The 25,528-nt window shown below is 63.4% G+C and carries 24 protein-coding genes; 10 read left to right on the forward strand and 14 right to left on the reverse strand.

Features of this window, described 5'->3' with window-relative positions; all coding sequences use genetic code 11:
* Positions 1–105 precede the first annotated feature (105 nt).
* A complete protein-coding gene (locus tag LZ496_RS12725; protein WP_283938096.1) occupies positions 106–273 on the forward strand; it encodes a Flp family type IVb pilin in 168 nt (55 codons plus the stop codon).
* Here LZ496_RS12725 and LZ496_RS12730 read toward each other — a convergent pair whose 3' ends face one another.
* From LZ496_RS12730 to LZ496_RS12750, 5 genes are all read right to left on the reverse strand, one after another.
* Positions 274–1,761 carry a M48 family metalloprotease gene (locus tag LZ496_RS12730; RefSeq protein WP_249905098.1) on the reverse strand — a complete coding sequence of 496 codons (1,488 nt, stop codon included), beginning with the start codon at positions 1,759–1,761 and terminating at the stop codon, positions 274–276.
* A gap of 85 nt (positions 1,762–1,846) precedes the next feature.
* Positions 1,847–2,788, reverse strand: a complete 942-nt coding sequence (locus LZ496_RS12735; protein WP_249905099.1) for an acetyl-CoA carboxylase carboxyltransferase subunit alpha — start codon at positions 2,786–2,788, stop codon at positions 1,847–1,849.
* 33 nt (positions 2,789–2,821) lie between these two features.
* A complete protein-coding gene (locus tag LZ496_RS12740; RefSeq protein WP_366516737.1) occupies positions 2,822–3,718 on the reverse strand; it encodes a tyrosine recombinase in 897 nt (298 codons plus the stop codon).
* A complete protein-coding gene (locus LZ496_RS12745; RefSeq protein ID WP_249905100.1) occupies positions 3,715–5,523 on the reverse strand; it encodes a hypothetical protein in 1,809 nt (602 codons plus the stop codon). Before LZ496_RS12745 ends, LZ496_RS12740 begins: the two co-directional genes overlap by 4 nt.
* On the reverse strand, positions 5,507–5,644 hold the full coding sequence (locus LZ496_RS12750) for a hypothetical protein (protein ID WP_249905101.1): 138 nt from the start codon (positions 5,642–5,644) through the stop codon (positions 5,507–5,509). Before LZ496_RS12750 ends, LZ496_RS12745 begins: the two co-directional genes overlap by 17 nt.
* Before the next feature lie 95 nt (positions 5,645–5,739).
* Here LZ496_RS12750 and LZ496_RS12755 point away from each other — a divergent pair, with 95 nt between their 5' ends.
* Together LZ496_RS12755 and aroB are read left to right on the forward strand one after the other, a co-directional pair.
* Positions 5,740–6,279: a shikimate kinase gene (locus LZ496_RS12755; RefSeq protein ID WP_249905102.1), complete on the forward strand. Its 540-nt coding sequence runs from the start codon at positions 5,740–5,742 to the stop codon at positions 6,277–6,279.
* Positions 6,276–7,352: a 3-dehydroquinate synthase gene (aroB, locus tag LZ496_RS12760; protein WP_249905103.1), complete on the forward strand. Its 1,077-nt coding sequence runs from the start codon at positions 6,276–6,278 to the stop codon at positions 7,350–7,352. The genes LZ496_RS12755 and aroB overlap by 4 nt, the downstream gene beginning before the upstream one ends.
* Here aroB and LZ496_RS12765 read toward each other — a convergent pair.
* From LZ496_RS12765 to LZ496_RS12780, 4 genes are read right to left on the reverse strand one after another with little or no spacing between them, the layout of a single operon-like run.
* A complete protein-coding gene (locus tag LZ496_RS12765) occupies positions 7,328–9,136 on the reverse strand; it encodes a monovalent cation:proton antiporter-2 (CPA2) family protein (protein WP_249905104.1) in 1,809 nt (602 codons plus the stop codon). The genes aroB and LZ496_RS12765 overlap by 25 nt on opposite strands.
* Positions 9,133–9,552, reverse strand: a complete 420-nt coding sequence (locus LZ496_RS12770) for an iron-sulfur cluster assembly scaffold protein (protein ID WP_249905105.1) — start codon at positions 9,550–9,552, stop codon at positions 9,133–9,135. The genes LZ496_RS12765 and LZ496_RS12770 overlap by 4 nt, the downstream gene beginning before the upstream one ends.
* Entirely contained in the window at positions 9,549–10,859 is a 1,311-nt protein-coding gene (gene cysS, locus LZ496_RS12775; protein WP_249905106.1) for a cysteine--tRNA ligase, read from the reverse strand. Before cysS ends, LZ496_RS12770 begins: the two co-directional genes overlap by 4 nt.
* A complete protein-coding gene (locus LZ496_RS12780; protein ID WP_249905107.1) occupies positions 10,856–11,365 on the reverse strand; it encodes a CvpA family protein in 510 nt (169 codons plus the stop codon). Before LZ496_RS12780 ends, cysS begins: the two co-directional genes overlap by 4 nt.
* 203 nt (positions 11,366–11,568) lie before the next feature.
* Between LZ496_RS12780 and LZ496_RS12785 the strand changes: the two genes are divergently transcribed.
* Complete coding sequence (locus LZ496_RS12785; protein ID WP_249905108.1) at positions 11,569–12,165, forward strand: DnaJ domain-containing protein; 597 nt, start codon at positions 11,569–11,571, stop codon at positions 12,163–12,165.
* 28 nt (positions 12,166–12,193) lie between these two features.
* On the opposite strand, the gene radA is transcribed toward LZ496_RS12785, so the two are convergent.
* Positions 12,194–13,558, reverse strand: coding sequence for a DNA repair protein RadA (gene radA, locus LZ496_RS12790; RefSeq protein WP_249905109.1), 1,365 nt, complete (start codon positions 13,556–13,558; stop codon positions 12,194–12,196).
* Between the two features lie 200 nt (positions 13,559–13,758).
* Between radA and LZ496_RS12795 the strand changes: the two genes are divergently transcribed.
* From LZ496_RS12795 to LZ496_RS12805, 3 genes are all read left to right on the forward strand, one after another.
* Positions 13,759–15,036 (forward strand): MFS transporter, encoded by a 1,278-nt coding sequence (locus LZ496_RS12795; RefSeq protein ID WP_249905110.1) that lies wholly within the window; start codon positions 13,759–13,761, stop codon positions 15,034–15,036.
* Between the two features lie 60 nt (positions 15,037–15,096).
* Positions 15,097–16,026 carry a cysteine synthase A gene (gene cysK, locus LZ496_RS12800; protein WP_249905111.1) on the forward strand — a complete coding sequence of 310 codons (930 nt, stop codon included), beginning with the start codon at positions 15,097–15,099 and terminating at the stop codon, positions 16,024–16,026.
* Positions 16,027–16,106: 80 nt separating this feature from the next.
* Positions 16,107–18,800, forward strand: coding sequence for a putative bifunctional diguanylate cyclase/phosphodiesterase (locus LZ496_RS12805; protein ID WP_436286476.1), 2,694 nt, complete (start codon positions 16,107–16,109; stop codon positions 18,798–18,800).
* Positions 18,801–18,804: 4 nt separating this feature from the next.
* Here LZ496_RS12805 and LZ496_RS12810 read toward each other — a convergent pair whose 3' ends face one another.
* From LZ496_RS12810 to LZ496_RS12820, 3 genes are read right to left on the reverse strand one after another with little or no spacing between them, the layout of a single operon-like run.
* Positions 18,805–20,601, reverse strand: coding sequence for an acyl-CoA dehydrogenase C-terminal domain-containing protein (locus LZ496_RS12810; protein WP_249905112.1), 1,797 nt, complete (start codon positions 20,599–20,601; stop codon positions 18,805–18,807).
* Between the two features lie 5 nt (positions 20,602–20,606).
* On the reverse strand, positions 20,607–21,005 hold the full coding sequence (locus LZ496_RS12815; RefSeq protein ID WP_249905113.1) for a MerR family transcriptional regulator: 399 nt from the start codon (positions 21,003–21,005) through the stop codon (positions 20,607–20,609).
* A gap of 52 nt (positions 21,006–21,057) precedes the next feature.
* The gene (locus LZ496_RS12820; RefSeq protein WP_249905114.1) at positions 21,058–21,468 is read right to left on the reverse strand and encodes a hypothetical protein; all 411 of its coding nucleotides are present in this window, start codon (positions 21,466–21,468) and stop codon (positions 21,058–21,060) included.
* Between the two features lie 97 nt (positions 21,469–21,565).
* Here LZ496_RS12820 and purF point away from each other — a divergent pair, with 97 nt between their 5' ends.
* Together purF and LZ496_RS12830 are read left to right on the forward strand one after the other, a co-directional pair.
* Positions 21,566–23,014, forward strand: coding sequence for an amidophosphoribosyltransferase (purF, locus tag LZ496_RS12825; RefSeq protein WP_249905115.1), 1,449 nt, complete (start codon positions 21,566–21,568; stop codon positions 23,012–23,014).
* Positions 23,015–23,024: 10 nt separating this feature from the next.
* Positions 23,025–23,741: an SDR family NAD(P)-dependent oxidoreductase gene (locus LZ496_RS12830; protein WP_249905116.1), complete on the forward strand. Its 717-nt coding sequence runs from the start codon at positions 23,025–23,027 to the stop codon at positions 23,739–23,741.
* Here the strand turns inward: LZ496_RS12830 and LZ496_RS12835 are convergent.
* Positions 23,738–24,982, reverse strand: coding sequence for an SAM-dependent methyltransferase (locus tag LZ496_RS12835; RefSeq protein ID WP_249905117.1), 1,245 nt, complete (start codon positions 24,980–24,982; stop codon positions 23,738–23,740). The two genes, LZ496_RS12830 and LZ496_RS12835, sit on opposite strands and share 4 nt — an antisense overlap.
* Positions 24,983–25,155: 173 nt before the next feature.
* On the opposite strand from LZ496_RS12835, the gene LZ496_RS12840 reads away from it, so the two are divergent.
* Positions 25,156–25,452, forward strand: a complete 297-nt coding sequence (locus LZ496_RS12840) for a glycine zipper 2TM domain-containing protein (RefSeq protein WP_249905118.1) — start codon at positions 25,156–25,158, stop codon at positions 25,450–25,452.
* The last annotated feature ends 76 nt before the right edge of the window (positions 25,453–25,528 follow it).

Raw genomic sequence — 25,528 nt, forward strand, 5'->3', positions numbered from 1 at the left:
GCGGCGAATTAACCTCGTTACGCCAATGAATCCTTAATCAAATTCGCGGTAAGAGGGCACAGTGGACCAGGACCAGAGGAGGGTGGCGTGTTTGCTATCCGAAGGATGCGTCGACTGCGCTCGGACAAGCGCGGCGCGACAGCAATTGAATATGGGTTGATCGCGGCCTTGATCGCCGTTGCCATCATCAGCAGCTTGCAGAAGCTCGGCGGTGGCGCGAATGGCATGTGGGGCCAGCTGGACTCAGATCTCGAAGACGCGATGCAGCAATAATCAGCTCGTTCTTCGCGGCCCGTATACCACCAGCTTGACCTTCTGGCCCGGCACCAACGGGCTATTGGCATCGATGCCGTTGATCGCAAGGAACCGATCAAGCTGGAAATCGCGATAGGCCATCCGACTTGCCAACCGTTGGATGGTATCGCCCCTCTGCACCGTCACAACATTGATGACTTTCGGCTTGATCGCCGCAGCCTCGGCAGCCGAAATCTTGCGAACCGAGTTGAACATCGATGCGAAGGGCTGACCTCCGGTTCCGGCGCGCGTCAGGGTCACGAAGTGATAAATGGTGTCCGGACTCCACTGATAGGCAATGACCCCAACATCGATCGCACCTGATTGGCTGTTCGCGCGGGCCGTGACGTAGCTTGCGGGGATGCCATTGACGGTCGTCCGCTGGATCTGCCCCATCTGGAGCTGTGTCTTGCCTCCGGTAAGCTCTTGGAGAACCTCGTAAATATAATTGTCGATGTTCCCGCTGTAGCGCCCGCCCGAAAACTGGGACTGGCCGCCCGAGCCCTGGATGCTCACTTCCCGGGTACCGTTCTGCATCAGATAGCCGGTCGGCACGGTGAACTGCATGCCAAGGTCAGGATGGGTGAAGGTCCGGCCGTCGATCACGCCCTGAGCCGGATCATCGTCGACCATCGCGCCGTTGAGCTGGGCCAGATAGGCATCGCGGTTGCGCAATCCCTGCCCGGCGCGGCCGGTTTGCCGCGCAAGCTGGCTCGCCTGCGCCATCCGGTTTTCGCTTAAGGGATGGGTGCTCGCCCACTCCGGTGTCGATCGGCTGCGATCGCCCTGGAGCCGTGCTTCAAGCGCGGACGATCTGGTCAGCTGGCCGAGCATCGTCGCGCTGGCATTGGGGTCGTATCCTGCCGCCGTAAGATAGCGGATGCCCAGCTGATCGGCCTGATACTCCTGGTCGCGGCTGAAGCTCAGCAACCGCATCTTGGAGAATTGCTGGGCGCCTTGCGAAATCAGGCCGCCGAAAGCGTTGTTGCCGACGACGGCGCCAAGCACCGAACCAAGCACTCCCCATACGGCGCTGCTTTGCTGTGCCGACTTGCGCTGCTTGTGATGGTTTGCGGCGATATGGCCGGTTTCATGCCCGACGACGAACGCCAGTTCGGCTTCGTCGTTGATGATGCCCATCAGCTGCCGGGTCAGGTAAACATAGCCGCCCGGTACCGCGAACGCATTCTCAACGGCGCTGTTGAGCGTCGTGAAGTGATAGACCTGTCCGGCATTGGCAGTGCCCGAAAATGCCGCGACCCGCCGGCCTACGCCTTCGACATAGGCGGCGCGCGGACCGGTCAAGGCGCCGCCGAATTCCTCCACGATCTCCGGATGCTGGCGGGCAGCTTCCTGGATGTCTCGCTGGTTGAGATAATTTGGCTGCTGCGGCTGGGCCTCAGCCGTCGAAAGGGCCGACAAGGCCAGCACCGAGGTCGCTGCGACCAAGAAAAGCGGCATACGCATAACCAACTCCATCGCTGATTCCGGTTTTCGCCAGAATGAACGGCAGCCGCAATTGGTTGGTTCCGTAACGATTGATCCGCTGGCGCTAGCCGATGGCCAGGAACTTCGCCCTGCGTTGTTCGAGCAGTTGGGCCCGATCGAGCTTCGCCAGCCCATCCAGTTCCTCGAGGATGGCAGCCTTCAAATTGCCGATCGCTTCCTCCGGAGCGCGGTGCGCGCCGCCCAGCGGCTCATCCACGACCCGGTCGACGACACCAAGCGCCCTGAGGTCCCCCGCCGTAACGCGCATAGCCTCCGCCGCGTCGGCGGCCTTGTCGGCAGTGCGCCAAAGAATGGAGGCGCAGCCTTCCGGCGAAATCACCGAATAGACGGCGTGTTCGAACATCAGGACGCGATTGGCCGCCGCGATCGCCACCGCTCCGCCCGAGCCGCCCTCACCGACCACCGCCGCGATCATCGGGACGCCAAGCGCAAGGCATTGCTCGGTCGACCGGGCGATTGCCTCGGCCTGGCCTCGCTCTTCCGCCTGCACGCCGGGAAAGGCGCCGGACGTATCGACCAGCGAGATGACGGGAAGTCCGAAACGGTCGGCCAGCTGCATCAGGCGGATGGCTTTGCGATATCCTTCCGGCTTGGCCATGCCGAAATTATGCTTGAGGCGAGTGGCGGTATCGTCGCCCTTCTCATGGCCGATCAGCAGGACTCGGCGGCCTTCGATCCGCGCCAGCCCGCCAATGATCGCCGGATCGTCGGCAAAGGCCCGATCCCCGGCAAGCGGCATGAAGTCGTCGGCAATTCCGGCCACATAATGCTTGAAGTGCGGGCGCTCGGGATGCCGGGCGACCTGAGTCTTCTGCCAGGGGGTCAGCTTGGAATAGGTTTCCTTGAGCAGCTTTTCTGCCTTGGCCTCGATCTTCGCGACCTCCGGCTCAATGTCGATGTCGCCCGCGGTCGCGGTCTCGCGGAGCTCAATGATCCGCTGGTCGAGCGCGGCAATCGGCTTTTCAAAATCGAGGTACGTCAGCATTGCGGCGCGGCGTAAGCGGCGGCGAACCCTACGTCAACGCCGGGGCGCATGATGCCCGCTCGCCAGCGGGTGACGGCTGTTGACCAGCTCGACGAGCCGGGCCGAGTCGACATGGGTGTAAATTTGCGTCGTGGCGATATCGGCATGGCCGAGCAGCGACTGGAGTACCCTGAGGTCCGCTCCCCCCGCCAGAAGATGGGTCGCGAAGGCGTGCCGCAACACGTGGGGGCTGACGCGATCCGGTGAAATTCCGGCCAGCGCGGCCATGCTCCGGACGAGCTGGAACAGGCGCACCCGGCTGAGATGGGACTTTCCGCTTGGAAAGAGCCACGGGCTCTCTGCCGGGACGTTCGGAAGCCACTTCTGCACGGCCTCGGTGGCGCGCTCCGAAACCGGGACAAGTCGCTCCTTGTCGCCTTTGCCGCGAAGCATCAGGAACGGCTGGCCGGATCGAACCGCGCGTTTGGGCAGCGAAACCAGCTCTGTCGCGCGGAGACCGGAGCCGTACAGCAGCTCCAGTAACGCCAGGTTGCGAAGCGCCAGCGGCTGATCGCTTGCCGCCCGCTCTTCCACGGCGGCGAACATCGCTTCAACTTCATGAGTGTCGAGGATGCGGGGAAGCGGCCTCTGCAGCTTCGGGCGCGGAAGCGACGACGAAGGGTCGTCTATCCTGATACCCTCGTCGAACAGGAACCCATAAAAGCGCCGGAGCGCCGCCGACCTCCTGGCGACCGAGGAAGACGCCAGTTCGACCCAGGCCTCGCCCAGCTTCCCGAGTTCGGCATTGCCCGCATGTTCCAATGAGCCGACGATTTCCGCCGTCGCTTCAAGGTCCCGGCGATAGGCGAGCAGCGTATTTCGAGACGCCCCCACCTCGGCCGCCATCATCTCGCAGAAGCGGTCGACCAACGCGGCGTCGGCAGGCGTCACGTCCTTGCCAGCGCCTCGGCGAGGATCATCCGGGCGAGATACTCCTGCCCGGTCCGGCGAAGCGCCGTGACCGCATGGTAGAGGTAAACGCCGCGAATATTGGAAATGTCGGTACCCTGGAGCGCGCTGGCCGTCAGAAGGATGACGGATCCGGTCTGCCGCCGCCGCATCGCGCCGTCGATCATCTCGGTCCAGCCGGTCTTCCCGCCAAGGCCCAGCTTATACTTGCGGTTCAGTTGCCCCGCCGCATCTCCGTCGATCCGGCCGAGACCCGCCAAGCCAGCGACGAGAATCGCGGTGCGCAGGGAATTCTCGCTTTCGTCCCGGTCGGCGAATTCCTCGATCCGGCTGACATCGATCCCCGGAGTCCTGCCGTCGGGCGCGCCGACCGCCAGCATCCCCCAGACCGCATCGGCGGGCTCGTCGTCCATATCGCCGACAGCCCCGCTCCACCGCGCCGCTTCCCGATCGAATCCCCCTGCGAACAGCGAGGCGACGATATCGGGCGCATCCGATTGCAGGTCGGCATTCGCCGGGACCCGCCGGGCGGCACGCGACAGCAGGACCTGTGTTGCCAGCCGGTCCCTGGGCGATTGCGAATTGCCCCAGATGGTTCGCATCGCCGACAGGCGCGCATCCAGGTCCGCTCCGACATAGGCAAGCCGGAGCTGCCAGGCATCGGTTCCGCCCAAGGCGTCCGGATCGGTGGCGTCGAAGGCCGCCGTATAAAGGTCGAGGAGAGACTGGCCCGACAGCACTCCGAGGGCAGCCGCGGTGCGAGCCATCGGCAGTTTTTGGGTCGCGGAGAACATCGGCGACCGGGCGAGCCAGGCCTGGGTCTGGATGCTCGCGGAATTGATCAGCCGCTCGGGCGGCATCATCCCTGTTGCCGTTGCAAGGCCGAAGCGCCAGCTGTTGAGATCTTCGACCGGATCCCATTCGATCGTGACCGCACGCGACGTTTCCGCCGCCGCTCCGACCACCTTGTCGGCAAGCGCGACATCGATCGCGCTGAGCCGTCCGCGACGGCGCGCCGCCTCGATATCGGCTGCGGCCCGTTCGGACTCGCCAGCCAGGGAGGCGCAAATGGCGGTGACCAGCGGGGCGACACGCGGTTCGACCTTGGAAAGGCCCGGCTCGATCGGGCACATGGCCGCGGGATCGCTGTTCGCGAGCGCCGATTGCAATGCCATCTGCCGCATTTTCGGCGTGAACTGGTCGGTGTCGACGCTGGCAACCAGCAAGCGCCCTGCATCCGCTTCCCCCATCCGGAGGAGCAACCACGATCGCTCCGCGGCCCAGTCGGCCGGATGGACGTCGAGCGGCCCGGGCGCCTTGGCCAGCAGCAGGTTGCGAAGGCCGATATGCGACCATCGCGACGCCAGCGGCGTATCCATCCGCCGCATCAATATTTGCAGCGACTTGCCGCTCGCCGCGCCCCAGGGGCGATAGCCGAACCCGGACGCAACCGGGTCCAGGGTTCCTGCAAGCCTTGGATCGCGCCTCGCGCCGGCCGGATATTCGACCTGCGGCACGGGCTCGCGCTGCGTCATCTCTTCCAACGCTTCGACAAGATCGACGATCTCGACCGCACCGCTCTCCGATGGCTGCTGCGACTGCGGCTGCTGGGATGGAGGCTGAACCCTTGGCTGGACCTCGTTGGTCTGGGCCTGTGGGGTCGGCGCGGGCTGGTTAAAGTCCGGCGGAAGAAGCGATTCCGGCCGATCCTGTGCGACCACCGGCAATGCCAGCACGGCGGCTAGCGCCGCGCTTCCGATCAGCCATTTTTTAGTTCGCGGCAGCATTGGCAGTGACGTCGGACTCGATTGTTTGGACAGGCACTTCGTCGGCGCTCTTGGAAAGGAAATAAACGCCCGCCACCAGCAGAAGGATCACCAAAATCAGGAAAATCAGGCCTCGGGGCATGGTTACTCCGCTTACGCTTCGAAAGAATGGATAAAGGCTTTTGCCCGACCTTGAGGCTCTATGTATAGCCCCGCGCAAAGGGAAACCGCGACAAAGTGCAAAAGCTGACCGAAATTCTCGACCGGCCGATCGTTCTTGTCGGCTTGATGGGCGCGGGCAAGTCCACCGTTGGACGCCGACTGGCGAGACGGCTCGGCCTTCCCTTCGTCGACAGCGACGTCGCGATCGAGGAAGCGGCGGGATCGTCGACCGCCGAATTGTTCGAGCGATATGGCGAACGCGACTTCCGCGACGGCGAGCGCCGGCTGGTTGCCCGTCTGGTCGACGGGACGGTCAGGGTGATCGCGACCGGAGGCGGCGCCTTCATCGATCCCAGGACCCGCGAATTATTGAACGAGCGGGCAATTACCGTCTGGCTCGACGCCTCCATCGAGGTATTGGCGGAGCGGACAGGGCGGCGGAACAACCGCCCACTGCTGCAAAAAGGGAATCGCGCCGAGACTCTCTCTCGCCTGTCCGAAGAGCGTCAGCCGATGTACCAGGAAGCGCAAATCCATATTCGCAGCGGCGACGGCGCCCATGGCGACGTTGTCGAGGCGATCGTCGCCGCCCTCCAAGACCATCTTGCGCAATGACCGTCATCGCGATCGATACGCCGGCGCATCGCTATGACGTGATCGTCGGGTCGGTCGAGGCCGGCCTTGACCGAATCCGCGATCTGTCTCGCGGAGCCCAACCGATAATGGTCAGCGACGTTCGGGTCTTTGCGCTCCATGGATCAAAGGTCGCGGAAGCGCTTGGTGCGGACCCGATTCTGGTGCCCGAAGGCGAAGCGGCCAAGAGTTGGGAGCAGCTGCACATATTGCTCGCCGCGCTGGCGGAACGCGGAGCTTCCCGAACCACGCCAATCATTGCGCTTGGGGGCGGAAGCGTCGGCGACCTGGCGGGGCTTGCGGCCTCCTTGTTCAAACGCGGATGCCCGATCGTCCATGTCCCGACCACCCTCCTCGCCCAGGCGGACAGCGCGGTCGGGGGCAAGACCGCTATCGATGCGTTCGGCGAGAAGAACCTGGTCGGCACCTTCCACCAGCCTTCGCTCGTGCTCGCCGATCCCGCCTATCTCGACACGCTGGACGAGCGCCAGCTTCGCGCCGGCTATGCCGAGGTGGTCAAATATGGCCTGATCGACGATCCAGCCTTTTTCGCCTGGTGCGAAGCCAACGGCCGCGGCCTCCTCGCCGGCCATCCCGATCTTCGCCAGCACGCCATCACGACGGCGATTCAGGCCAAGGCCCGGATCATTTCAGGGGACCTCGAGGATCGTTCGGGCAAGCGCGCGCTTCTCAACCTGGGTCACAGCTTCGGCCACGCCATCGAGGCGGAGACCGGCCTCGGGACTGTCCTGCATGGCGAGGCAGTTGCGCTCGGCATGGCCCTCGCCTTTCGCTTCTCTGCGGAAGCAGGCCTATGTCCGGCGGCCGATGCAGAGAAGGTCGTTGCCCATCTTGGAAATGCCGGCCTGCCGACAAAGCTGTCGGAGGTCGGACTGGCCAGCAAGGGCGGCCGCCTTACCGGCTGGATGGCCCGCGACAAGAAGAACAAGCCGGGCCGGATAGCGCTTGTGCTGGCACATGGCATTGGCCGGGCCTTCCTCGAGCCTTCGGTCGATACTCGCCGCCTTGCTCAGTTCCTCGACGCCGCGCCCTGATCCTCATCGGGAAGCGAACGATCGGGGCCGAACGACCGTTCGATCCCGGCGCGAAGGTCGCCGGTTTCGCTCTGCCGTTCCAGGCGCTCGCAATCGCGCAACCGATATTCGAAGTCGACGCGGTCGATCTCTTCCTGGTCGATGCCGACAATCTCGAGCGCGGCGCGGCCCATCTTCACCGCGCTTTCGAACAATTCGCGCTGGGCGAAGGCAACGTCCAGCCCGTCGAACTTCATCAAATGCACCCGGTCGAAGGCGCGGATCATGACCGCAGCTTGGGGGAATGCCTCCAGCACACGCCGGATCGCGTCGGGGGTTAGCCCGCCATCCGCATTGTCGTTGCAGAAGAGGATCGCCTTGGCGGTCTCCGCACCGGCCAGCCGCAGCAGGTCGAGCCGCATCCCGTCGCCATAATAGACCTTGGTCTGGAAGCGCCCGGCGACCTCGATCATCTCCGCATCGGTGTCGATCAAGGTGACGCCGATCCGCTTCGCCATCAGCATTTGCGCTGCTGTCTGCCCGAAACGGCCATAGCCAACGACGATGACGCTGGTCTCGGGCGAGTTTTCGGGGCCGTCCAGCCCTTCGGTACTGGCCGCCTCGCGCCGTTCGAGCCAATCGGTCAGCCGCATCAGGAACGGCGTCGCCGCCATCGACAGGGTCACGACCGCGCCGAACAAAGATGCGGCCTCGGGCAGGATGATCTGCGCCGCCGCCGCCTGCCCGAACAGCACGAAGCCGAATTCGCCCGCCTGGCTGAGCAGCAGCCCCAGCCTGACGCTCCTCGGCCAGCTATTCCCGAATGTCCGCGCCAGCCCCGCGATGATCAGGCCCTTGATGGCGATCAGCGCCGCCGCGATTCCAAGGACGAACAATGGCCGTTCGGCAATCGTGCCCAGGTCGAGCAGCATTCCGACCGACAGGAAGAAGAGGCCCAGCAGGATCGATCGGAACGGCTCGACGTCGCTCTCAATCTCGTGCCGGTAGGGCGATTCCGCCAGCATCACGCCGGCAACGAAAGCGCCCAGCGCCACCGACAGCCCAAGCTCGTGCATCAGCGCGGCCGACCCGATTACGGCGAACAGCCCGGCGACGATGAACAGTTCGCGTTCACCCATGCGCCCGATCAGCCGGAACAGCGGAGTCAGCACCCAATGCCCCACCGCGACCAGTCCGCCGACCGCCAGCACCGTGTAGAGCGCCAACGTCCAGCCGGCCGGGTCGCTGGGATTGGGCGCCACCCGCGACAGTGCGGCGATGATGGTGATCATCGGAACGATCGCCAGGTCCTGGAACAACAGGATCGAAAAGGCCCGTTCGCCCTGCGGCGTATTCAGCTCATTGTCCGCCCGAAGCATCGGCAGCACCTGCGCGGTCGACGAGAGCGCCAGCGGCAGCCCGATCGCCAGCGCCGCCGGTGGCGTGACGCCAAGCGCAAGGTGGATGAACAGGCTGAGCGCAATGCCGCACAGCACGACCTGGGCCAGGCCAAGTCCGAAGATGTCCTTCCGCAATCGCCAAAGCCGCTGTGGCTGCAGTTCCAGGCCGACGATGAATAGCAGCAGCGCGATCCCGATCTCGGAGATGCTGGCCAGATCCTCGGGATCTTGCACCAGCCCGAGCAAATGCGGACCGATCAGCGCCCCGCCGACGATATAGCCAAGGGTCGCGCCAAGCTTCAGCTTGCGGAACAGCAGGACGAAGAACAGCGCCGTCCCAAGCATGATCGCGCCGCTCTCGAGGATGAAGCTGGTCGTCTCGACAGCGTGCGTTTCGACCGTCATCGCGCCGCCTCGATCGCCGCGACCAGGGTCCGGAAGGGCAAGAGGATCGCCCCATGCCTGCCCTTCTTCGATCGCGCGGGCGCCAAGGCCTCAAGGCCGGGCCAGCTGGTCGGCGCGTCGCCGCCGGCCAGCCAGGCCTCCAGCTCCTTCAGCGCCGTCGCAGCTTCTTCCGAGCTCCGCCCCATCGCATGGCCGCCCATCAATGCGGCGGTCGCCTGCCCGAAGGCACAGGCCTCGACCGCCTGACGCAGCCGTACGATGCGATCCGCCCAGTCCAGCTCCACCGCCATCCGCATCCGGCTTCCGCACGTCGGCGAACGCAGCTCGATCGCGCCTTCCAGTTCCTCGAACGGCTCAAGATAAGGGATCGACGCCGCGAGGCGCAGTATTTCACGGGTATAGAGCGGCTCGGTCATTCCCTGCGCCATGTGGTGCCCGACGGCCCGTCTTCCAACAGGATACCCTCGGCCTTCAGCTCGTCCCGGATCCGGTCGGCTTCGGCAAAGTCGCGATTCTTCTTCGCGTCGGCCCTCGCCGCGATCCTTGCTTCGATATCGCCGCTGTCGCCCGCTCCCTGGAACCACTCCTCCGGCGACATAGTGAGCAGGCCAAGCAACTGTGCCGAAGCCTTCAAGCTCGCGGGATCGTCGATCGCCGTCAGGCGCGACAGGGCAAGCGGCGTATTGAGATCATCCGCAAGTGCATCGACGAACGCCGGATCGACGTCGCCCAGCTCCGCATCTCCAGCCGCGCGGTACAGCCGATCGAGCGTCGCCTTGCTCTGCGCGATCAACTGCTCGGTCCAGGGCAACGGCTGGCGATAATGCGCGGATAAAAGGGCCAGCCGCAGCGTCTCTCCCTTGTGCCCCTCCGCCAGCAGTTCGTTCGGCGTGATGACATTGCCGAGGCTCTTCGACATCTTCTCCGCGCCCATGTCGACGAAGCCGTTGTGAACCCAGAAGCGCGCCAGCGGCAGCCCGCCATGCGCGCAGCGGCTCTGAGCAATCTCATTCTCATGGTGCGGGAAGATGAGGTCGAGCCCGCCGCCATGAATGTCGATCGTCTCGCCGAGATGCGCCCGGATCATCGCCGAACATTCGATGTGCCAGCCCGGCCGCCCACGGCCCCAAGGGCTGTCCCAGCCGACCACGCCCTCATCGCTCGGCTTCCACAGAACGAAGTCGGCCGGGTCCCGCTTGTAGGGCGCCACTTCGACCCGCGCCCCGGCGATCATCTGCTCGCGGTCGCGGCGACTGAGTGCTCCGTAATCCGGGTCGCTTGGAACCGAGAACAGCACATGGCCTTCCGCCTCATAGGCGAAACCCTTGGCGATCAATTCCCCGATCAGTGCGATCATCGCCGGGATTTCCTGGGTCGCATGCGGCGCGATGTCGGGCGGCCGCACACCCAGCGCGCCCATATCCTCCAGGTAGAAGCGCTCGTACCGCTCGGTGATCACCGACGGATCGACGCCCTCTTCCTTGGCGGAATTGATGATCTTGTCGTCGACGTCGGTAACGTTGCGCGCATAGACCAGACTCTGCTCGCCGAATTCGTGCCTGATTAGCCGCGACAACGTGTCGAACACCACCGCCGGGCGCGCATTGCCGATGTGGGCGCGGCCGTAGACGGTGGGTCCGCACACATACATGGTGATCCGCTGCTTATTGAGCGGCACGAACGGCCGTTTCTCACGCGCCATCGTGTCGTACAGGCGGATCACGCCTCATCTCCTTCATTCCGCCGGGTCTCGACCCAATCGACAACTGCTCTGCCGGTCGCGTTCAGCAGCGAATAGGTCCGCGATTCCGTCATCCACTCCGGTCGGTCGGCCTCGCCGCCGTAGATCATGTCGGTAGCAAGGTTCGCCAGCAGGAAGAACAAGGTCGCCCCGGCAAGGCCCTTCACCATCCCGAACCCGCCGCCGAGCAGCCGGTCTACCGGTCCAAGCACCGACCGCCGCGCCTTTCCTCCGACCGCCCGCGCGATCAGTTTCACGCCGATATAAGCCGGCAGGAACAGCAGGGCGAAGGCCAGCACGCTCGCCCCCGCTTCGGTCCCGACCGGCTCGATCAGCTTCCCTTGCAACGGCGTATGGAACAGCTTCAGCGCCGCGATCCCCGCGACCCACGCCGCGAGCGCCAGCACCTCATGCACGAACCCCCGGACGAAACCGACCAATGCGGCGCCGCCGAGAAGCAGGATCACGAAGATATCAAGCGCAGTCATATCCGCCCCGGCTAGCCGGGGACTTTGGGAAGCGCCACCCTCATTGTGAAGGAGGTCAGCGCACAGCCTCACCTTCCACCATTGCAGATAATGCAAAGTTAAGCGACGGTAGCATTCCGCAACCGGGGGGAAGCGGGTGTTCGCTGCCGGCCGTCGCCGTGGCGCTGTTCATGCGTCCGAACATCTATGGGACAATAATATAAATGACTGCCGGGGAAATATTCGTCGATTATTACGGTATTCTGCAGGTCAGCCCAAATTGCGACGCAAAGCTGCTGGAATCCGCCTATCATCATCTCGCCAAGAGATATCATCCCGACCATTCGACTACTTCCGACGTCGCGAAATTCGGCCAGGTCGTCGAAGCTTATGGCATATTGCGTGACCCGGAAAAGCGCGCGGAATATGATCTACTCCATGCGGAGCATTGCGATGGAGAGCCGCGCGACTTTCCTTCGACCAGCGAAGACGGGATCGAAGAAACCTCCGCTCTCGACGATGCTGACGATCATGCAAGGATCTTGATGTACCTATATCGCCGAAGAAGAGAGGATGCGCGTGACGCCGGCGTCGTCGGATTTTATCTTCAGGACATGTTGCAATGCTCGCACGAGCATTTCGAGTTCCACAAATGGTATCTGAAGGAAAAAGGCTATATCGTTCTGACCGAACAGGGGACGCTGGCGATCACCATCCAGGGCGTCGATCATGTGATCTCCATTTCTCGCAGCTCGAAGGCGGAAAAATTGCTCCTTTCGCAATCAAGCGCCCCGCCGGACAGCATGGTCGACGGCAAGTAAGGCGTTGCGGGTAACCGGTTTCAAGCAATCAACGGCCAAGAATCTGGTCGACCAGCTCCTTCAGCTTACCGAACCGGCTGAGCGAGATGCCGCCCGCCCCTTCCGTACCGGCCGGTACCCAGGCACGGTCGAAGCCCAGCTTGTTCGATTCCTTGAGCCTTAGTCCTGCGTGCGCAACCGGGCGAACCTCGCCGGACAGCGCGATTTCGCCCATCACCACCGCCTCCTGCGGCACGGGCCGCTCCGACAGCGCCGACACCAGCGCGGCAGCAACCGCCAAGTCCGCCGCCGGATCGCTCAGGCGATAGCCGCCCGCGACGTTCAGATAGACTTCCGCCGTCGCGAAGCTGATCCCGCAGCGTGCTTCCAGGACCGCCAGGACCATCGCCAGCCGCCCTCCGTCCCACCCAACCGCGGCCCGCCGAGGCGTCGCGCCGCTCGCCAGCCGCACGACCAGCGCCTGGATTTCGACCAGCACCGGCCGCGTTCCTTCAAGCGCCGGGAACACGCTCGTCCCGCTGACCGGCTCGCCGCGCTGCGTCAGGAATAGCGCAGACGGGTTGGGCACCTCGACCAGCCCGCCGCCCTCCATCGCGAACACGCCGATCTCATCTGTACCGCCGAACCGGTTCTTGGCCGCGCGAAGAATCCGGTACTGGTGGCTGCGCTCGCCTTCGAAGCCGAGCACCGTGTCCACCATATGCTCGAGCACGCGTGGCCCCGCGATTGTCCCGTCCTTGGTGACATGGCCGACCAGCACCACGGCAGTGCCCCTGTCCTTCGCAAAGCGCACCAGCTCCTGCGCCGACGCCCGGACCTGGCTTACCGTACCGGGCGCGCCTTCGATCAGGTCACTGTGCATCGTCTGGATGGAGTCAATGACGAGCAATGCGGGCGGCTCGCCCTGGCTGACCGTGGTCAATATGTCGCGGACCGACGTTGCCGCGGCCAGCCGGACCGGCGCCCTACCCAGGCCCAGGCGGATGGCCCTCAGCCTGACCTGGTCGGCGGCCTCTTCCCCTGAAACATAGACCACCTCTCGGCCCGACGCCGCCAGCTTCGCCGCGACTTGCAGCAGCAGGGTCGACTTGCCGATTCCGGGATCGCCGCCCAGCAGCATCGCCGATCCGGGCACGATCCCGCCGCCGATGGCGCGGTCGAATTCGGCAATCCCCGTCCGCATCCGATCCGGCAAGGCGACGACTGCGTCCAGCCCGACCAACTCAACCGCCCGGCCGCCGCTGCTCAGATCATGCTTGGCGGAAAAAACCGTAACGCCGGATGCTTCCTGCACCAGCGTGTTCCATTCGGCGCAGTCGGGGCACTGCCCCTGCCAGCGGTGCTGCTCGGACCCGCAGGCCTGGCAAACATAACGGGTCTTGAGCTTGGCCATGCCATCAAACGTATTGGAACAAAATAGGAACTACAAGCCATTTTGGACCAGGTAACGAAACCCCTGTCCTACGCGGCTCGCATTGGCTAGGCAGCAGCCATGCCGGCGCACCGTCCTACCGTCCGATCCTCCGAAACCATAAAGTCACTAAGGTCGCACGAAATGGCGCCCGACCTTGAGACTTTTGCGACCTTAAGCCCGTGCCGTTGATCCCCGAACCGCTCCGCATACCCGACTTCCGAGCCTTCTGGCTGGCGCGGCTGACGACGACGATCGGCCAGATGGCGATGGTCATCGTCATCGGCTGGCAGGTTTATGACATCGCCCGCGAAACCATGGATATCCGCGAAGCCGCATTCCAGCTTGGGTTGATCGGTTTGGTCCAGTTCGTACCGCTCTTCGTCCTGACACCGATCAGCGGATGGACGGCGGATCGCCTCGACCGGCGGCACGTCGCCCGGGCAGTAATCTTGCTCGAACTCCTCTGCGCGCTCATCCTGTTCGCGGCCACCTTTGGCGGCTTTATCAGCCTTCCGATCCTGTTCGGGGTCGCTGCCCTTCTCGGCGTGGCCCGCGCCTTCGCCGGTCCGGCGCTTGGGGCCATGGCGCCCAACCTGGTTCCACGAGAGATTCTCCCAAACGCCATCGCGCTGAGCTCCACCGCCTGGCAATCAGGAGCAATCATCGGGCCCGCGCTCGGCGGCATTCTTTACGACGTCACTCCCCACCTGCCCTACGCGCTCAGCGCGGCTCTGTTCACCTTCTCGGCGATCTGCCTCTTCACCATCGGCCCGCTCCCGCGCACCGCGCTGAAGCCCGGCAGCCCGCTGCGCCAGATGCTCGACGGCCTCTCCTATGTCCGCCGCAATCGCCTCGTCCTCGGCGCGATCACGCTCGACCTGTTCGCAGTGCTGCTTGGCGGCGTCACCGCAATGCTGCCGCTCTATGCACGCGACATCCTGCAGGTCGGAGCTGACGGGCTCGGCCCGCTCCGCGCTGCACCGGCGGTCGGCGCCACCCTGACGGCGCTGTTCTTCTCCGTTCGCCCGCTGAAAACCAATGTCGGTGTGAAGATGCTGGCCGCCGTCGTTGTGTTCGGCGCCGCCACCGCCGTGTTCGGTTTCTCACGATCCTACTTATTGTCGCTAGCGATGCTGGCACTGCTTGGCGGTGCGGACATGTTCTCGGTCTACATTCGGCAATCGCTGATCCAGTTGCACACGCCAGACGAAATGCGCGGACGGGTTGCCGCCGCGTCGACGCTCGCAATCTCGGCCTCCAATGAGCTGGGCGAAACGCGCAGCGGCTTTTCCGCCGCCCTGCTTGGACCAGTAGCCGCGACGGTCGCGGGCGGGATCGCGGCCATCGGCGTCACCCTGCTGTGGGCGCTCCTTTTCCCCGAACTTCGCCGCGCCAAGACATTCGAACTGGCTGAAGAGCCGCCGCCCCAGGACGCGGTCATCGCCAGCGGCGTCTGACCTTGTATCGCTTCTCTCAACCCTGATTTAGAGCCGCATTGCCGCAAAGGAGATCCTTTCATGAAGGCCGCCAACATCCTCGAGACGATCGGCAACACCCCGCATATCCGCCTGAACCGCCTGTTCGACGGCAAGGCCGAAGTCTGGATCAAGTCGGAACGGTCGAACCCGGCCGCATCGATCAAGGACCGCATCGCCCTGTCGATGGTCGAGGATGCCGAACGCAGCGGCAAGCTGAAACCCGGCGGCGTGATCGTCGAGCCGACCAGCGGCAACACCGGCATCGGCCTGGCCATGGTCGCGGCAGTGAAGGGCTACCGCCTGGTCCTGGTCATGCCCGACAGCATGTCGATCGAGCGCCGCCGCTTGATGCTTGCCTATGGCGCGGAGTTCGATCTTACGCCCCGCGAAAAAGGCATGAAGGGCGCCATCGCCCGGGCCGAAGAAATCATCGCCGCCACGCCCGGTTCGTGGATGCCGCAGCAGTTCGACAACCCGGCCAATATCGACGTCCATGTGCGCACCACGGCGCAGGAAATCCTGGCCGACTTCGCGGACCAGCCTTTCGACGCGCTGATCACCGGTGTCGGAACTGGCGGCCACATCACCGGCTGCGCAAGGGTTCTCAAACAAGCTTGGCCGTCTCTGAAGGTCTTCGCGGTCGAGCCGACCTTGTCGCCCGTCATTTCCGGCGGCCAGCCCTCGCCGCACCCGATCCAGGGCATTGGCGCCGGGTTTATTCCAGTGAACCTCGATGTATCCGTGCTGGACGGAGTCATCCAGGTCGCGCCGGAAGATGCCAAGGAAATGGCTCGGCGGGCGGCGCGGGAGGAAGGGCTGCTGGTCGGCATCTCGTCCGGCGCGACCCTGGCCGCAATCGCCCAGAAGGCTCCGGAACTGGGCGGAAATCCGCGGATCCTCGGATTCAATTATGACACGGGCGAGCGCTATCTCTCGGTCCCCGATTTCCTGCCCGAAGAACAGAGTTAAGTTACTGACAATCACGTCGATTTGACGTTGCGTTAATCCTTTCGCGTTAACCCCAGACACTTGAGGGAGTGTATTAGGGGATGCGCAGGGCTCGGTTCGCCGTTTCCGACGGCGACGAATTGAATGAGCGGGCTTCGGTCCAGGACGCTCTGACATTTGATCTCAGGGCGCCGGATTCGTCCGACGACGACAATCTGGCGGCGCAGCGCGTCGCCATGTTCGAGCTCGCGCCCTTGCTTCTCGGCGCCACCCATCTCGTCTGGGGACTGGCCTGTTTCCTCGTTCACCCAATGTCGATTTTCGCGCCGCTCGAGTGCAACCCGCTCGTTCCGCTGCTGGCGGTCGGTGCGGTCGATGCGGCGGCCTATCTTGGTTTGAAGTATCGGCGCAGGCTGGGCCTCTCACCAAGGGCGATCTCCAGCGGATTATGTGGATATATTGGCGTCAGCGGCGCCCTGTGGCTGGCCTATGGCCTTACCCTCGCCTGCACTCTGGGCGCCTCAAGCATCGGCTTCATTGCCCTTTCGTTCGGGGCCGGCCTGGGCGCGGCGACGATTGTCTCCATTTCCTCTCCCCCGGTTGCAATCACCAATGCTCTGGTAGCGATCACCGGCTCATTGGCTGTCTCCGATCGTCCCGAAGTACTTGCTGGCATCGGCTTCCTGGCAATCATCAACGTTGCCTACAGCGTCGCTGGTGCCAGGACCGTGATGACGAATGCCCGGGCGCGGCTTCGCCTTGAAGCACAGGCTCGCAAGGCGCTCCAGTTCGTCGACGAATTCGAGAACAGCGGCCGGGGCTGGTTCTGGGAAACCAACAACCTCGGCACGCTCTCCTACGTGTCGCAGCAGCTGGCCGACGACTTCAAGTGCAACCCCGAGGAATTGCTCGGCCGCCAGTTCACCGATCTGCTTTCGGTTGATTCCGGATCGGCCGACAGCTTGCGCGAGGAACGCACGCTAGGCTTCCACCTCTCGGCGCGCTTCCCGTTCAGCGACGTGATCGTCCGCGCGGCGTCCGACGACGACATTCACTGGTCGCTCTCGGGCAATCCGCTGTTCGACGAGCGCGGGCGCTTCCTCGGCTTTCGCGGCATCGGTACCGACCTGACGGAGCAGCGCCGCACCGAACAGGAAGTCGCACGGCTTGCCCGGTTCGACTCCCTTACCGGCCTCCCGAACCGCGCGCTGATGCGGCAGACGCTCGACGAGGCGCTCCGTAACGCGACCAACCGTCGCAAGGGCTGCTCTCTGTTCCTGATCGACCTCGATCGATTCAAGAACGTCAATGACACGCTTGGCCATCCGATCGGCGATGCACTGTTGCGCCAGGTCGCCGACCGATTGAAGTCGGTCATGGGTGACCATGGCCAGGTTGGCCGCCTTGGCGGCGACGAGTTCAAGGCCGTTCTTCCCGGCACGGTTGAAACCGGCCTGCTCGAAAGCCTTGCGCGGACCCTCATCGACCATGTTTCGCGGCCCTACATCATCGAAGGCCATCGCGTGGTGATCGGCGCATCGGTCGGCATCGCCATCGGCGATCCGGGCAAGAGCTGCGCCGACAGCATGATCCGCAATTCCGACCTGGCACTGTACGCTGCGAAAGCGGCCGGCCGCGGCAAGCATTGCTTCTACGAACCGTCGATGCACAGCGAGGCCGCTGACCGTCAGCTGCTGGAAAATGACCTTCGGCAGGCCCTGGATCGTGGGGAAATGTGGGTTGCGTTCCAACCGATCGTGCGGGTCGCCAGCGAGGAAATCTCGGGCTTCGAATGCCTGGTTCGTTGGAACCATCAAACCCGCGGACCGATCTCTCCCGACAAATTCATCCCGCTTGCAGAAGAATGTGGGATGATCGGACGCATTGGCGAGTTCGTCCTCCAGGCGGCCATCGCGGAGGCCGCCGGTTGGCCAGACAATGTGCGCATCGCTGTCAACCTGTCGCCGATCCAGTTCAACGACCCCAACATCGTTGATGCTGTCGCAGCTCTCCTCGCAGAGCATGACTTCGAGCCGGCCAGGCTGGAGCTTGAAATCACGGAAGGCGTGTTCCTCGCCGACAGCGACGCGACCGACGGTACCTTCGCAAGGTTGAAGTCGCTGGGCGTACGGCTTGCCCTCGACGATTTCGGAACCGGCTATTCCTCGCTCGGCTATTTGAAGAAGGCACCGTTCGACAAGATCAAGATCGACCAGAGCTTCGTTCGCGGTGCGGCTTCCACGACGAAGCGCAACGGAGCCATCATCCGCGCCATCGTCTCGCTCGCCGAGAGCCTCGACATGGACACCACCGCAGAGGGCGTCGAGACCCATGACGATCTCTACCTGATCCGCGAACTGGGCGTCAGCCAGGTTCAGGGCTACATCTTCGGCAAACCCATGAAAGCCGAAGAAGCGCGTGAACTGGCCAACAGCTCGCGCGTCGAGGCCGAAGGGTTCCAGTGCATCCGCGAGCCACGCCATCGCCTGATGCGGCGCGCCATCGCGGCAGTGAATGGCGTCACAACCGAGATCCGGCTGCGCAACATTTCGGCCATGGGGGCCTTGGTCGAATGTGATGAACCTGTGGCGCCGGGCCAGACCCTGACGATCGACATCGTCGGCGTCGGCCCGGTCGTGGGTGCCGTGCGCTGGTCACATGCCGGCAAATTCGGCGTTCAATTCACGGAAACATTCGATCTCGGCCGGCTCGCTGCCAAGCGGCAGAAAGCGAACGAGGTGACCATGCTGCAGCCTTGGTACGTCGGTTCGGACCGCGACAAGGCCACAGGCTAACAGATCAGAACGCTTCGACCGGTAGTGCCATCACGCTGTTGGCACCGGCTTCCACCTTCCGGCGCAGGGCTCCAGCCGTCACCAGCTCCCGATCCGCGAAGAAGCTTGCCGTCAGCAGCTTGGCTTCGTGGAACGCCTTGTCCTCATTGGGCTGGTCCTTAAGCTTCTCCGATGCGCCCGCCATCTTGAGCCACATCCAGCCGAGGCTGACGAGCCCCATCAGCTGCATATACGCATAGGCTCCGGCCCCGGCATTGTTGGGATCGGCCATACCGTTCTGGGCCATCCACATGGTCGCCGCCTGCAGATGTTGGAGCGCTTTTTCAAGCTGATCGGCGATGCCGGCCGGATCGCCGGAAGCCTTGGCTTCGGCGATGTCGCTACCGACGGCCTCGAAGTAGGCCCGGATCGCACGTCCGCCATCCTTGCCAAGCTTGCGCCCGACCAGGTCCATCGCCTGGACCCCGTTGGTCCCTTCATAGATTTGCGCAATCCGGGCATCGCGGACGAACTGCTCCACGCCCCATTCCCGAATATAGCCGTGGCCTCCGAAAACCTGCTGCGCGTTGACCGCGGTCTCGAACCCGCGATCGGTCAGATATCCCTTGATCACCGGAGTCATCACCGAGATGAGGTCATCGGCAGCCAGCCGCTCCTCTTCGGTCTGGGCCTTGCGACTGAGATCGACCTGAAGCGCGCCCCAAAGGATCAGCGCGCGGGCCGCTTCGTTGAAGGCCTTCGCCTCCATCAGCATCCGGCGGACATCGGGGTGAACGAATAGATTGTCGGCCTTGGCCTCGGGGTCGCGATCCTCTGGCTTCAGCGCCCGGCCCTGACGGCGATCCTTCGCGTAGGCGACGGCGTTCTGATAAGCGACCTCGCCTTGCGCCAAGCCCTGCAGGCCGACGCCAAGCCGCGCCGCGTTCATCATGATGAACATGGCGGCCAGGCCCTTTTCCGCTTCGCCGACAAGCCAGCCCGTTGCCCCGTCATAATTGAGCACGCAGGTCGAATTGCCGTGGATGCCCATCTTGTGCTCGATCGAGCCGCAGGTGACGCCGTTGCGCTCGCCTAGCGACCCATCCTCGTTGACCAGGAACTTCGGCACCACGAACAAGGAAATGCCCTTCACATTGTCCGGCGCTCCAGCGATCTTGGCCAGCACCAGGTGAATGATGTTCTCCGACAGGTCATGCTCGCCCGACGAGATGAAGATCTTCGTGCCGCTGATCGAATAGCTGCCGTCAGGATTGGGATCCGCTTTGCTCTTCAGGAGGCCAAGGTCGGTACCGCAATGCGGTTCGGTCAGGTTCATCGTGCCGGTCCACTTCCCGGCGACCATGTTGGGTACGTATTTCGCCTTGATCTCGTCCGATCCCTTCACCAGCAGCGAGGCGATCGCGCCCTGTGTCAGGCCATTGTACATTTCGAAGCTGTGATTGGCCGATCCGAGATATTCGGCGATCGCGGTCGCAACGACCGAAGGAAGCCCCTGCCCGCCATATTCCTGCGGTGCATGCAGCGTCGTCCAGCCGCCGGCGACAAATTGGTCCCAGGCTTCCTTGAAGCCCGGAGGAGTTGTCACCGACCCGTCGTCGAGGCGCTTGCAGCCTTCCTCGTCGCCGACACGGTTCAGCGGTGCCAGCACTTCCTCGCAGAAGCGGCCTCCCTCCGTCAGAATTGCTTCGACCAGGTCGGGCGTCGCATCCGCGAAGCCGGGCAAGTTCGAAAAATTCTGGATGCCGACGATATGGTCGAGGACGTATTTCGTGTCGCGAATGGGTGCGGAATAGACGGGCATCGCAGCTATTTCCCTTGTGTAGATTGATCGGCGGTCTGGGACTTCACCAGCGTTATGAAGCCTTCCAGTTCCTTGATGGTCGCATCTATGTCGACGCGTTGTTGCTTGAGCTTGTCGACCTGGCCCTGGCAGCGCTCGATCGTCTTCAGGCGCTGCGTCCGACGATTGTCGCCGATGTCATAAAGGTCGAGCAGTTCCTTGATGTCGGAAAGGCTGAGGCCAACTCGCTTGCCTCTCAGGATCCAGGCCAGCCTGGCGCGGTCCCGTTCGGTATAGAGCCGCTGCGTGCCGCGCCGTTCGGGCGCGATCAGCGCTTCATCTTCGTAGAACCTGAGGGCGCGCGCCGTGACGGAGAATTCGTCGCACAGCTCGCCAATCGAATAATGCGTCTTGTGCTGAAGCATGCAGCAGTCACTACTTTACGTTTCCGTAAAGGTCAATTGCAATGTCGGGCGCTCAACATAGTGGATCGCCGGCCAAATCGGCCACCTGGCCGCCGGCATCGGACCGGTTGAATGTCTTGCCGGCCATCGCCGCGCCCGGCCCGCAATAATATGAACATGCCGCCGGCACATCGCCGATCCGGACCGCGTTGCCATCGATAGCCAGCGGGATGCGGCAGTCGCCTTCCCCCCGGGGGACCAACGCTATTGCTCCGTTCGCGGCATCGATCTTGCCGCCGGCAGAGCAATTCACATCACCGTCGGCATAGACGATCAGGCCTCCACGATAATTGCCGGGCTCTCCCGCGATGCAAAGCCGGTCGCGGCCCTCCCCTGCGAAGGTGCCGGTGGCAATTGACGGAGCTGGCTCCTGCCCCTGCGAGCAGGCGGCGAGCAGCATGAACCAAGGGAGGATGGATCGCATGACGCTACCTTGCTTCAGCTTTGAGCAAGGCGAAAGGCGACAAATGCGCGCCGCGCCACTATATGCGCCCAAACCCTTGGGGATTCGCACGAAAATCATGCTGACCACCAACCCGTTCGACGACGATAAACTCCGCGAAGAATGCGGAATCTTCGGAATCTGGGGCGCGGACACCGCCTCCAGCTTCGTAGCGCTTGGCCTTCACGCCTTGCAGCATCGTGGCCAGGAAGCCGCCGGCATCGTCAGCTTTGACGGCACCAACTATCACGCTCATCGCGCAATGGGGCATGTCGCCGGTAACTTCGACCGCGACGACATCATCCGAAAGCTGTCCGGCCCGGTCGGCATCGGCCATGTGCGCTATTCGACGACAGGCGAGACCGCGCTTCGCAACGTCCAGCCACTGTTCGCCGACTTGGCAGAGGGGGGCTTTGCGGTCGCCCACAACGGCAATCTGTCGAATGCCATGACCTTAAGGGCAGCGCTTATCCGTCGCGGTTCGATCTTCCAGTCGACCAGCGATACCGAGGTGATCATCCACCTCGTGGCGACGTCCAGCTATTCGACCCCGCTCGACCGTCTGACGGACGCGCTGAGCCAGGTCGAGGGCGCCTATTCCCTGCTTTGCCTGACGCCGGAAGGCCTTGTGGCCTGCCGCGATCCGCTGGGCATTCGCCCGCTGGTCATGGGTAAGCTTGGCGAAGCGACGTTCTTCGCATCGGAAACGGTCGCGCTTGACGTGATCGGCGCAAGCTACCTTCGCGATGTCGAGCCGGGCGAATTGATCATCGTCAACGAAACCGGCGTTCGCAGCTTCCGGCCGTTCGCCGCGGCGAAGGCCCGACCTTGCATCTTCGAGCATGTCTATTTCTCGCGGCCTGACAGCATCATCGAAGGCACTTCGGTCTACGAAGTACGCAAGAATATCGGTGCAGAACTGTCTCGTGAGTCTCCGATTGAGGCCGACTATGTGGTTCCGGTTCCAGACTCTGGAGTCCCAGCCGCTTTGGGCTTCAGCCAGGAATCCGGGATTCCGTTCGAGCTCGGGATCATCCGTTCCCACTATGTTGGACGGACGTTCATCCAGCCGAGCCAGGATGTCCGCCACCTTGGCGTGAAGTTGAAGCACAATGCCAACCGGGCGCTCATCGAAGGCAAGCGCATCGTGCTCGTCGACGACAGCATCGTGCGCGGCACGACGTCGGTGAAGATCGTGCAGATGATGCGCGATGCCGGTGCGAAGGAGGTGCACATGCGCATTGCCTCGCCGCCGACCAAATTCAGCTGCTTCTATGGCGTCGATACGCCCGAGCGTTCAAAGCTCATTGCCAGCCAGATGAATGTCGAAGAGATGGCGCGCTACATCAATGCGGACAGCCTGGCCTTCATCTCCATCGACGGGCTCTACCGCGCCTTGGGCGACCAGCGCGACGCCACCACGCCGCAGCGTTGCGACGCCTGTTTCACCGGCAACTATCCGACGACGCTGACCGACTGCGACAAGGACGGCAAGCTCAAGAAGCTTTCTCTCGTCGCCAGTCGCTAAAGGGGATTCCATGACCGACACGAAGCCGTTCGAAGGCAAGCTCGCGCTTGTCACCGGAGCAAGCCGCGGTATCGGCGCCGCGACCGCGGAAGCGCTTGCCGATGCTGGTGCGCATGTCATCCTGACTGCGCGAGGTGCAACAGCACTGGAACAGGTCGAGGAAAGAATTCATGCGGCCGGCGGCAGCGCCACGATCGCGCCGATGGATCTCAACGATTCCGAGAATATCCAGAAGCTTGCACAGGCGGTCGCCGAACGCTGGGGCAGTCTCGACATATTGGTGCTGAACGCCGCCATGCTTGGGTCATTGTCACCAGTCGAGCATCTCGACGCCAAGGAGCTGGAAAAGGTCTTCAAGCTCAACGTCCTTGCCAACCAGGCAATGATCGCAGCCTTCGATCCGCTCCTTCGCCGGGCGGAAAAGGCCGACGTGATCGGCGTGACCTCTTCGGTGGGCGGTGAGCCCCGCGCCTTTTGGGGCGGTTATGGAGCGTCGAAGGCAGCGTTCGACACGCTGCTAGGGGCTTATGCCGATGAAACGGAATATGCCGGAAAGCTGCGGGTCCAGATCGTCGATCCGGGTGCGACGCGCACCAGGATGCGCCAACTCGCATTCCCGGGTGAAGAGCCGGCAAGCCTGAAACCCCCGGAGGTCGTCGCCGCGGCGATCGTCGAGAGTCTGTCTGGCGACGCGGAAACGGGCAGCCGCCTTCGGGTGGATGGCTAGGCTTTCGCCATCGTTACCTGGGCGACGTCAATTCCGGCGCCCCGGAAACCGCCTTCGCAATACATCAGGTAATAGCGCCACAGGTTGTGGAACAGGTCGCTGAAGCCGCTTAGTCGGCCTTCGAGCACGGCCATGTCATATCGCTCGCGCCATTGCTGCAGCGTCTCGGCATAGTCGAGCCCGAAGCCGTCTCGATCCTCCCAACCGAGGCCGCGCTCCTTTGCCAGCGTCCTGAACCGGGGCTCGTCAATCAGCATGCCGCCGGGGAAAATATAGGCCTGGATGAAGTCCGCATTGCGCGAATAGCTATCGAACAGTTCGTGCCGAATGCTGATGAACTGCAACGCTGCACGCCCGCACGGCTTCAGGTTGGACGCGATGCAATCGAGATAGGCGGGCCACCAGCGTTCGCCTACCGCCTCGACCATCTCGACCGAGGCGACCGCATCGAATTGTTCGCGAATCTCCCGATAATCCTGCAGCCGGATCTCGATCAGATCCGATAATTCCGATGCGGCAATCTTTTCTTCAGCCCAACTTTTCTGCTCTGCAGACAAGGTCAGGCCAACAACCCTTACGCCCCTTTTGGCGGCTTCGATTGCCAGCGTTCCCCAGCCAGATCCAATTTCGAGCAGGCGATCGCCCGGCTTCAAATTGAGCCGATCCAGCAGCATCCTGATCTTTCGAAGCTGGGCGCGTTCAAGCGTGTCGCCGGCCGCAAATCGCGCCGACGAATAGGTCATGCTGGGGTCCAGCCACTCCGCGTAAAAGTCGTTCCCCAAATCGTAGTGCGCGGCGATATTCTCCTTCGCCTGGCCAATCCGGTTGTCGCGCAGCCGGTGCGCCAAGGCATTGATCCACCGCCGCGCACCCTTGGCGCGCGCGATCTCGCCCAGCGATCTACCGTTCCTCATGAACAGCTCGAACAGGGGAACCGGGTCGGGCGAACTCCACTCGCCCGCCGCCCATGCCCTGTACCAGCCGACGGATCCGGACGTGACCAGTCGGACGAGCGCGATCCAGCTGTGGACAGCAACGATTGCGACCGGGCCTGGACGATGAAAGCCGATCCGACGCTCGCTGCCGTCAGGCAGTGATGCCTCGATCCCGCCAGTCTCGAGCCGTTCATGCAAGTGGTCGAGGACGCGCTTGAACGCGGGGGCAGCTATACTGCCGATTATCCCTGCGCCGGTCGCAAAGCCCCGGTCGGCATGGATCAGATGTTCGCCGCGAGTAGCCATCGGCAGACCTATCGACGCGTCCATTCTGGATGGCAAGCGCCCGCTCTGGCACTCCACGTCCAACGGTTCACCGTAAATCGGCATGGTAACGGTTATAGACGGCTGGTCATTTCCGCCGCCGTCGACAAGGTGACGCAACGACCCGCGATGCGGCGCGAAAAGGGGATGTCTAAATGCGTAAAATTGTTCTGGCCGTGGCAACCGCAAGCCTGGCCGTTCCGCTCTTTCCAGCGTTCAGTCAGGCGGAAGGTCACGCCTACAATGGGCGCATCTGGCAGGATTCTCATGGCCGCTACCGTTGCAAGCGGCCTGACGGTACCGTTGGACTCATTATCGGCGGTGCCGGCGGCGCTTTGATCGGTCGCGCCATCGACACCAAGGGCGAACGTGCAACCGGGACCATCATCGGTGCGGCGGCCGGAGCCTTGGTCGGCCGCAAGATCGATCGCAGCCGCGTGAAGTGCAAATAGCAATTCGAATTCCGAGCTAGGCCGGCGTCCCCCCTTCACCCCCCTGAATGGACGCCGGCCACCCCATCTTGCTTCC

It is taken from the genome of Sphingomonas caseinilytica (assembly GCF_023516455.1).
In the GTDB taxonomy this organism is placed as follows: Bacteria; Pseudomonadota; Alphaproteobacteria; order Sphingomonadales; family Sphingomonadaceae; genus Sphingomicrobium; species Sphingomicrobium caseinilyticum.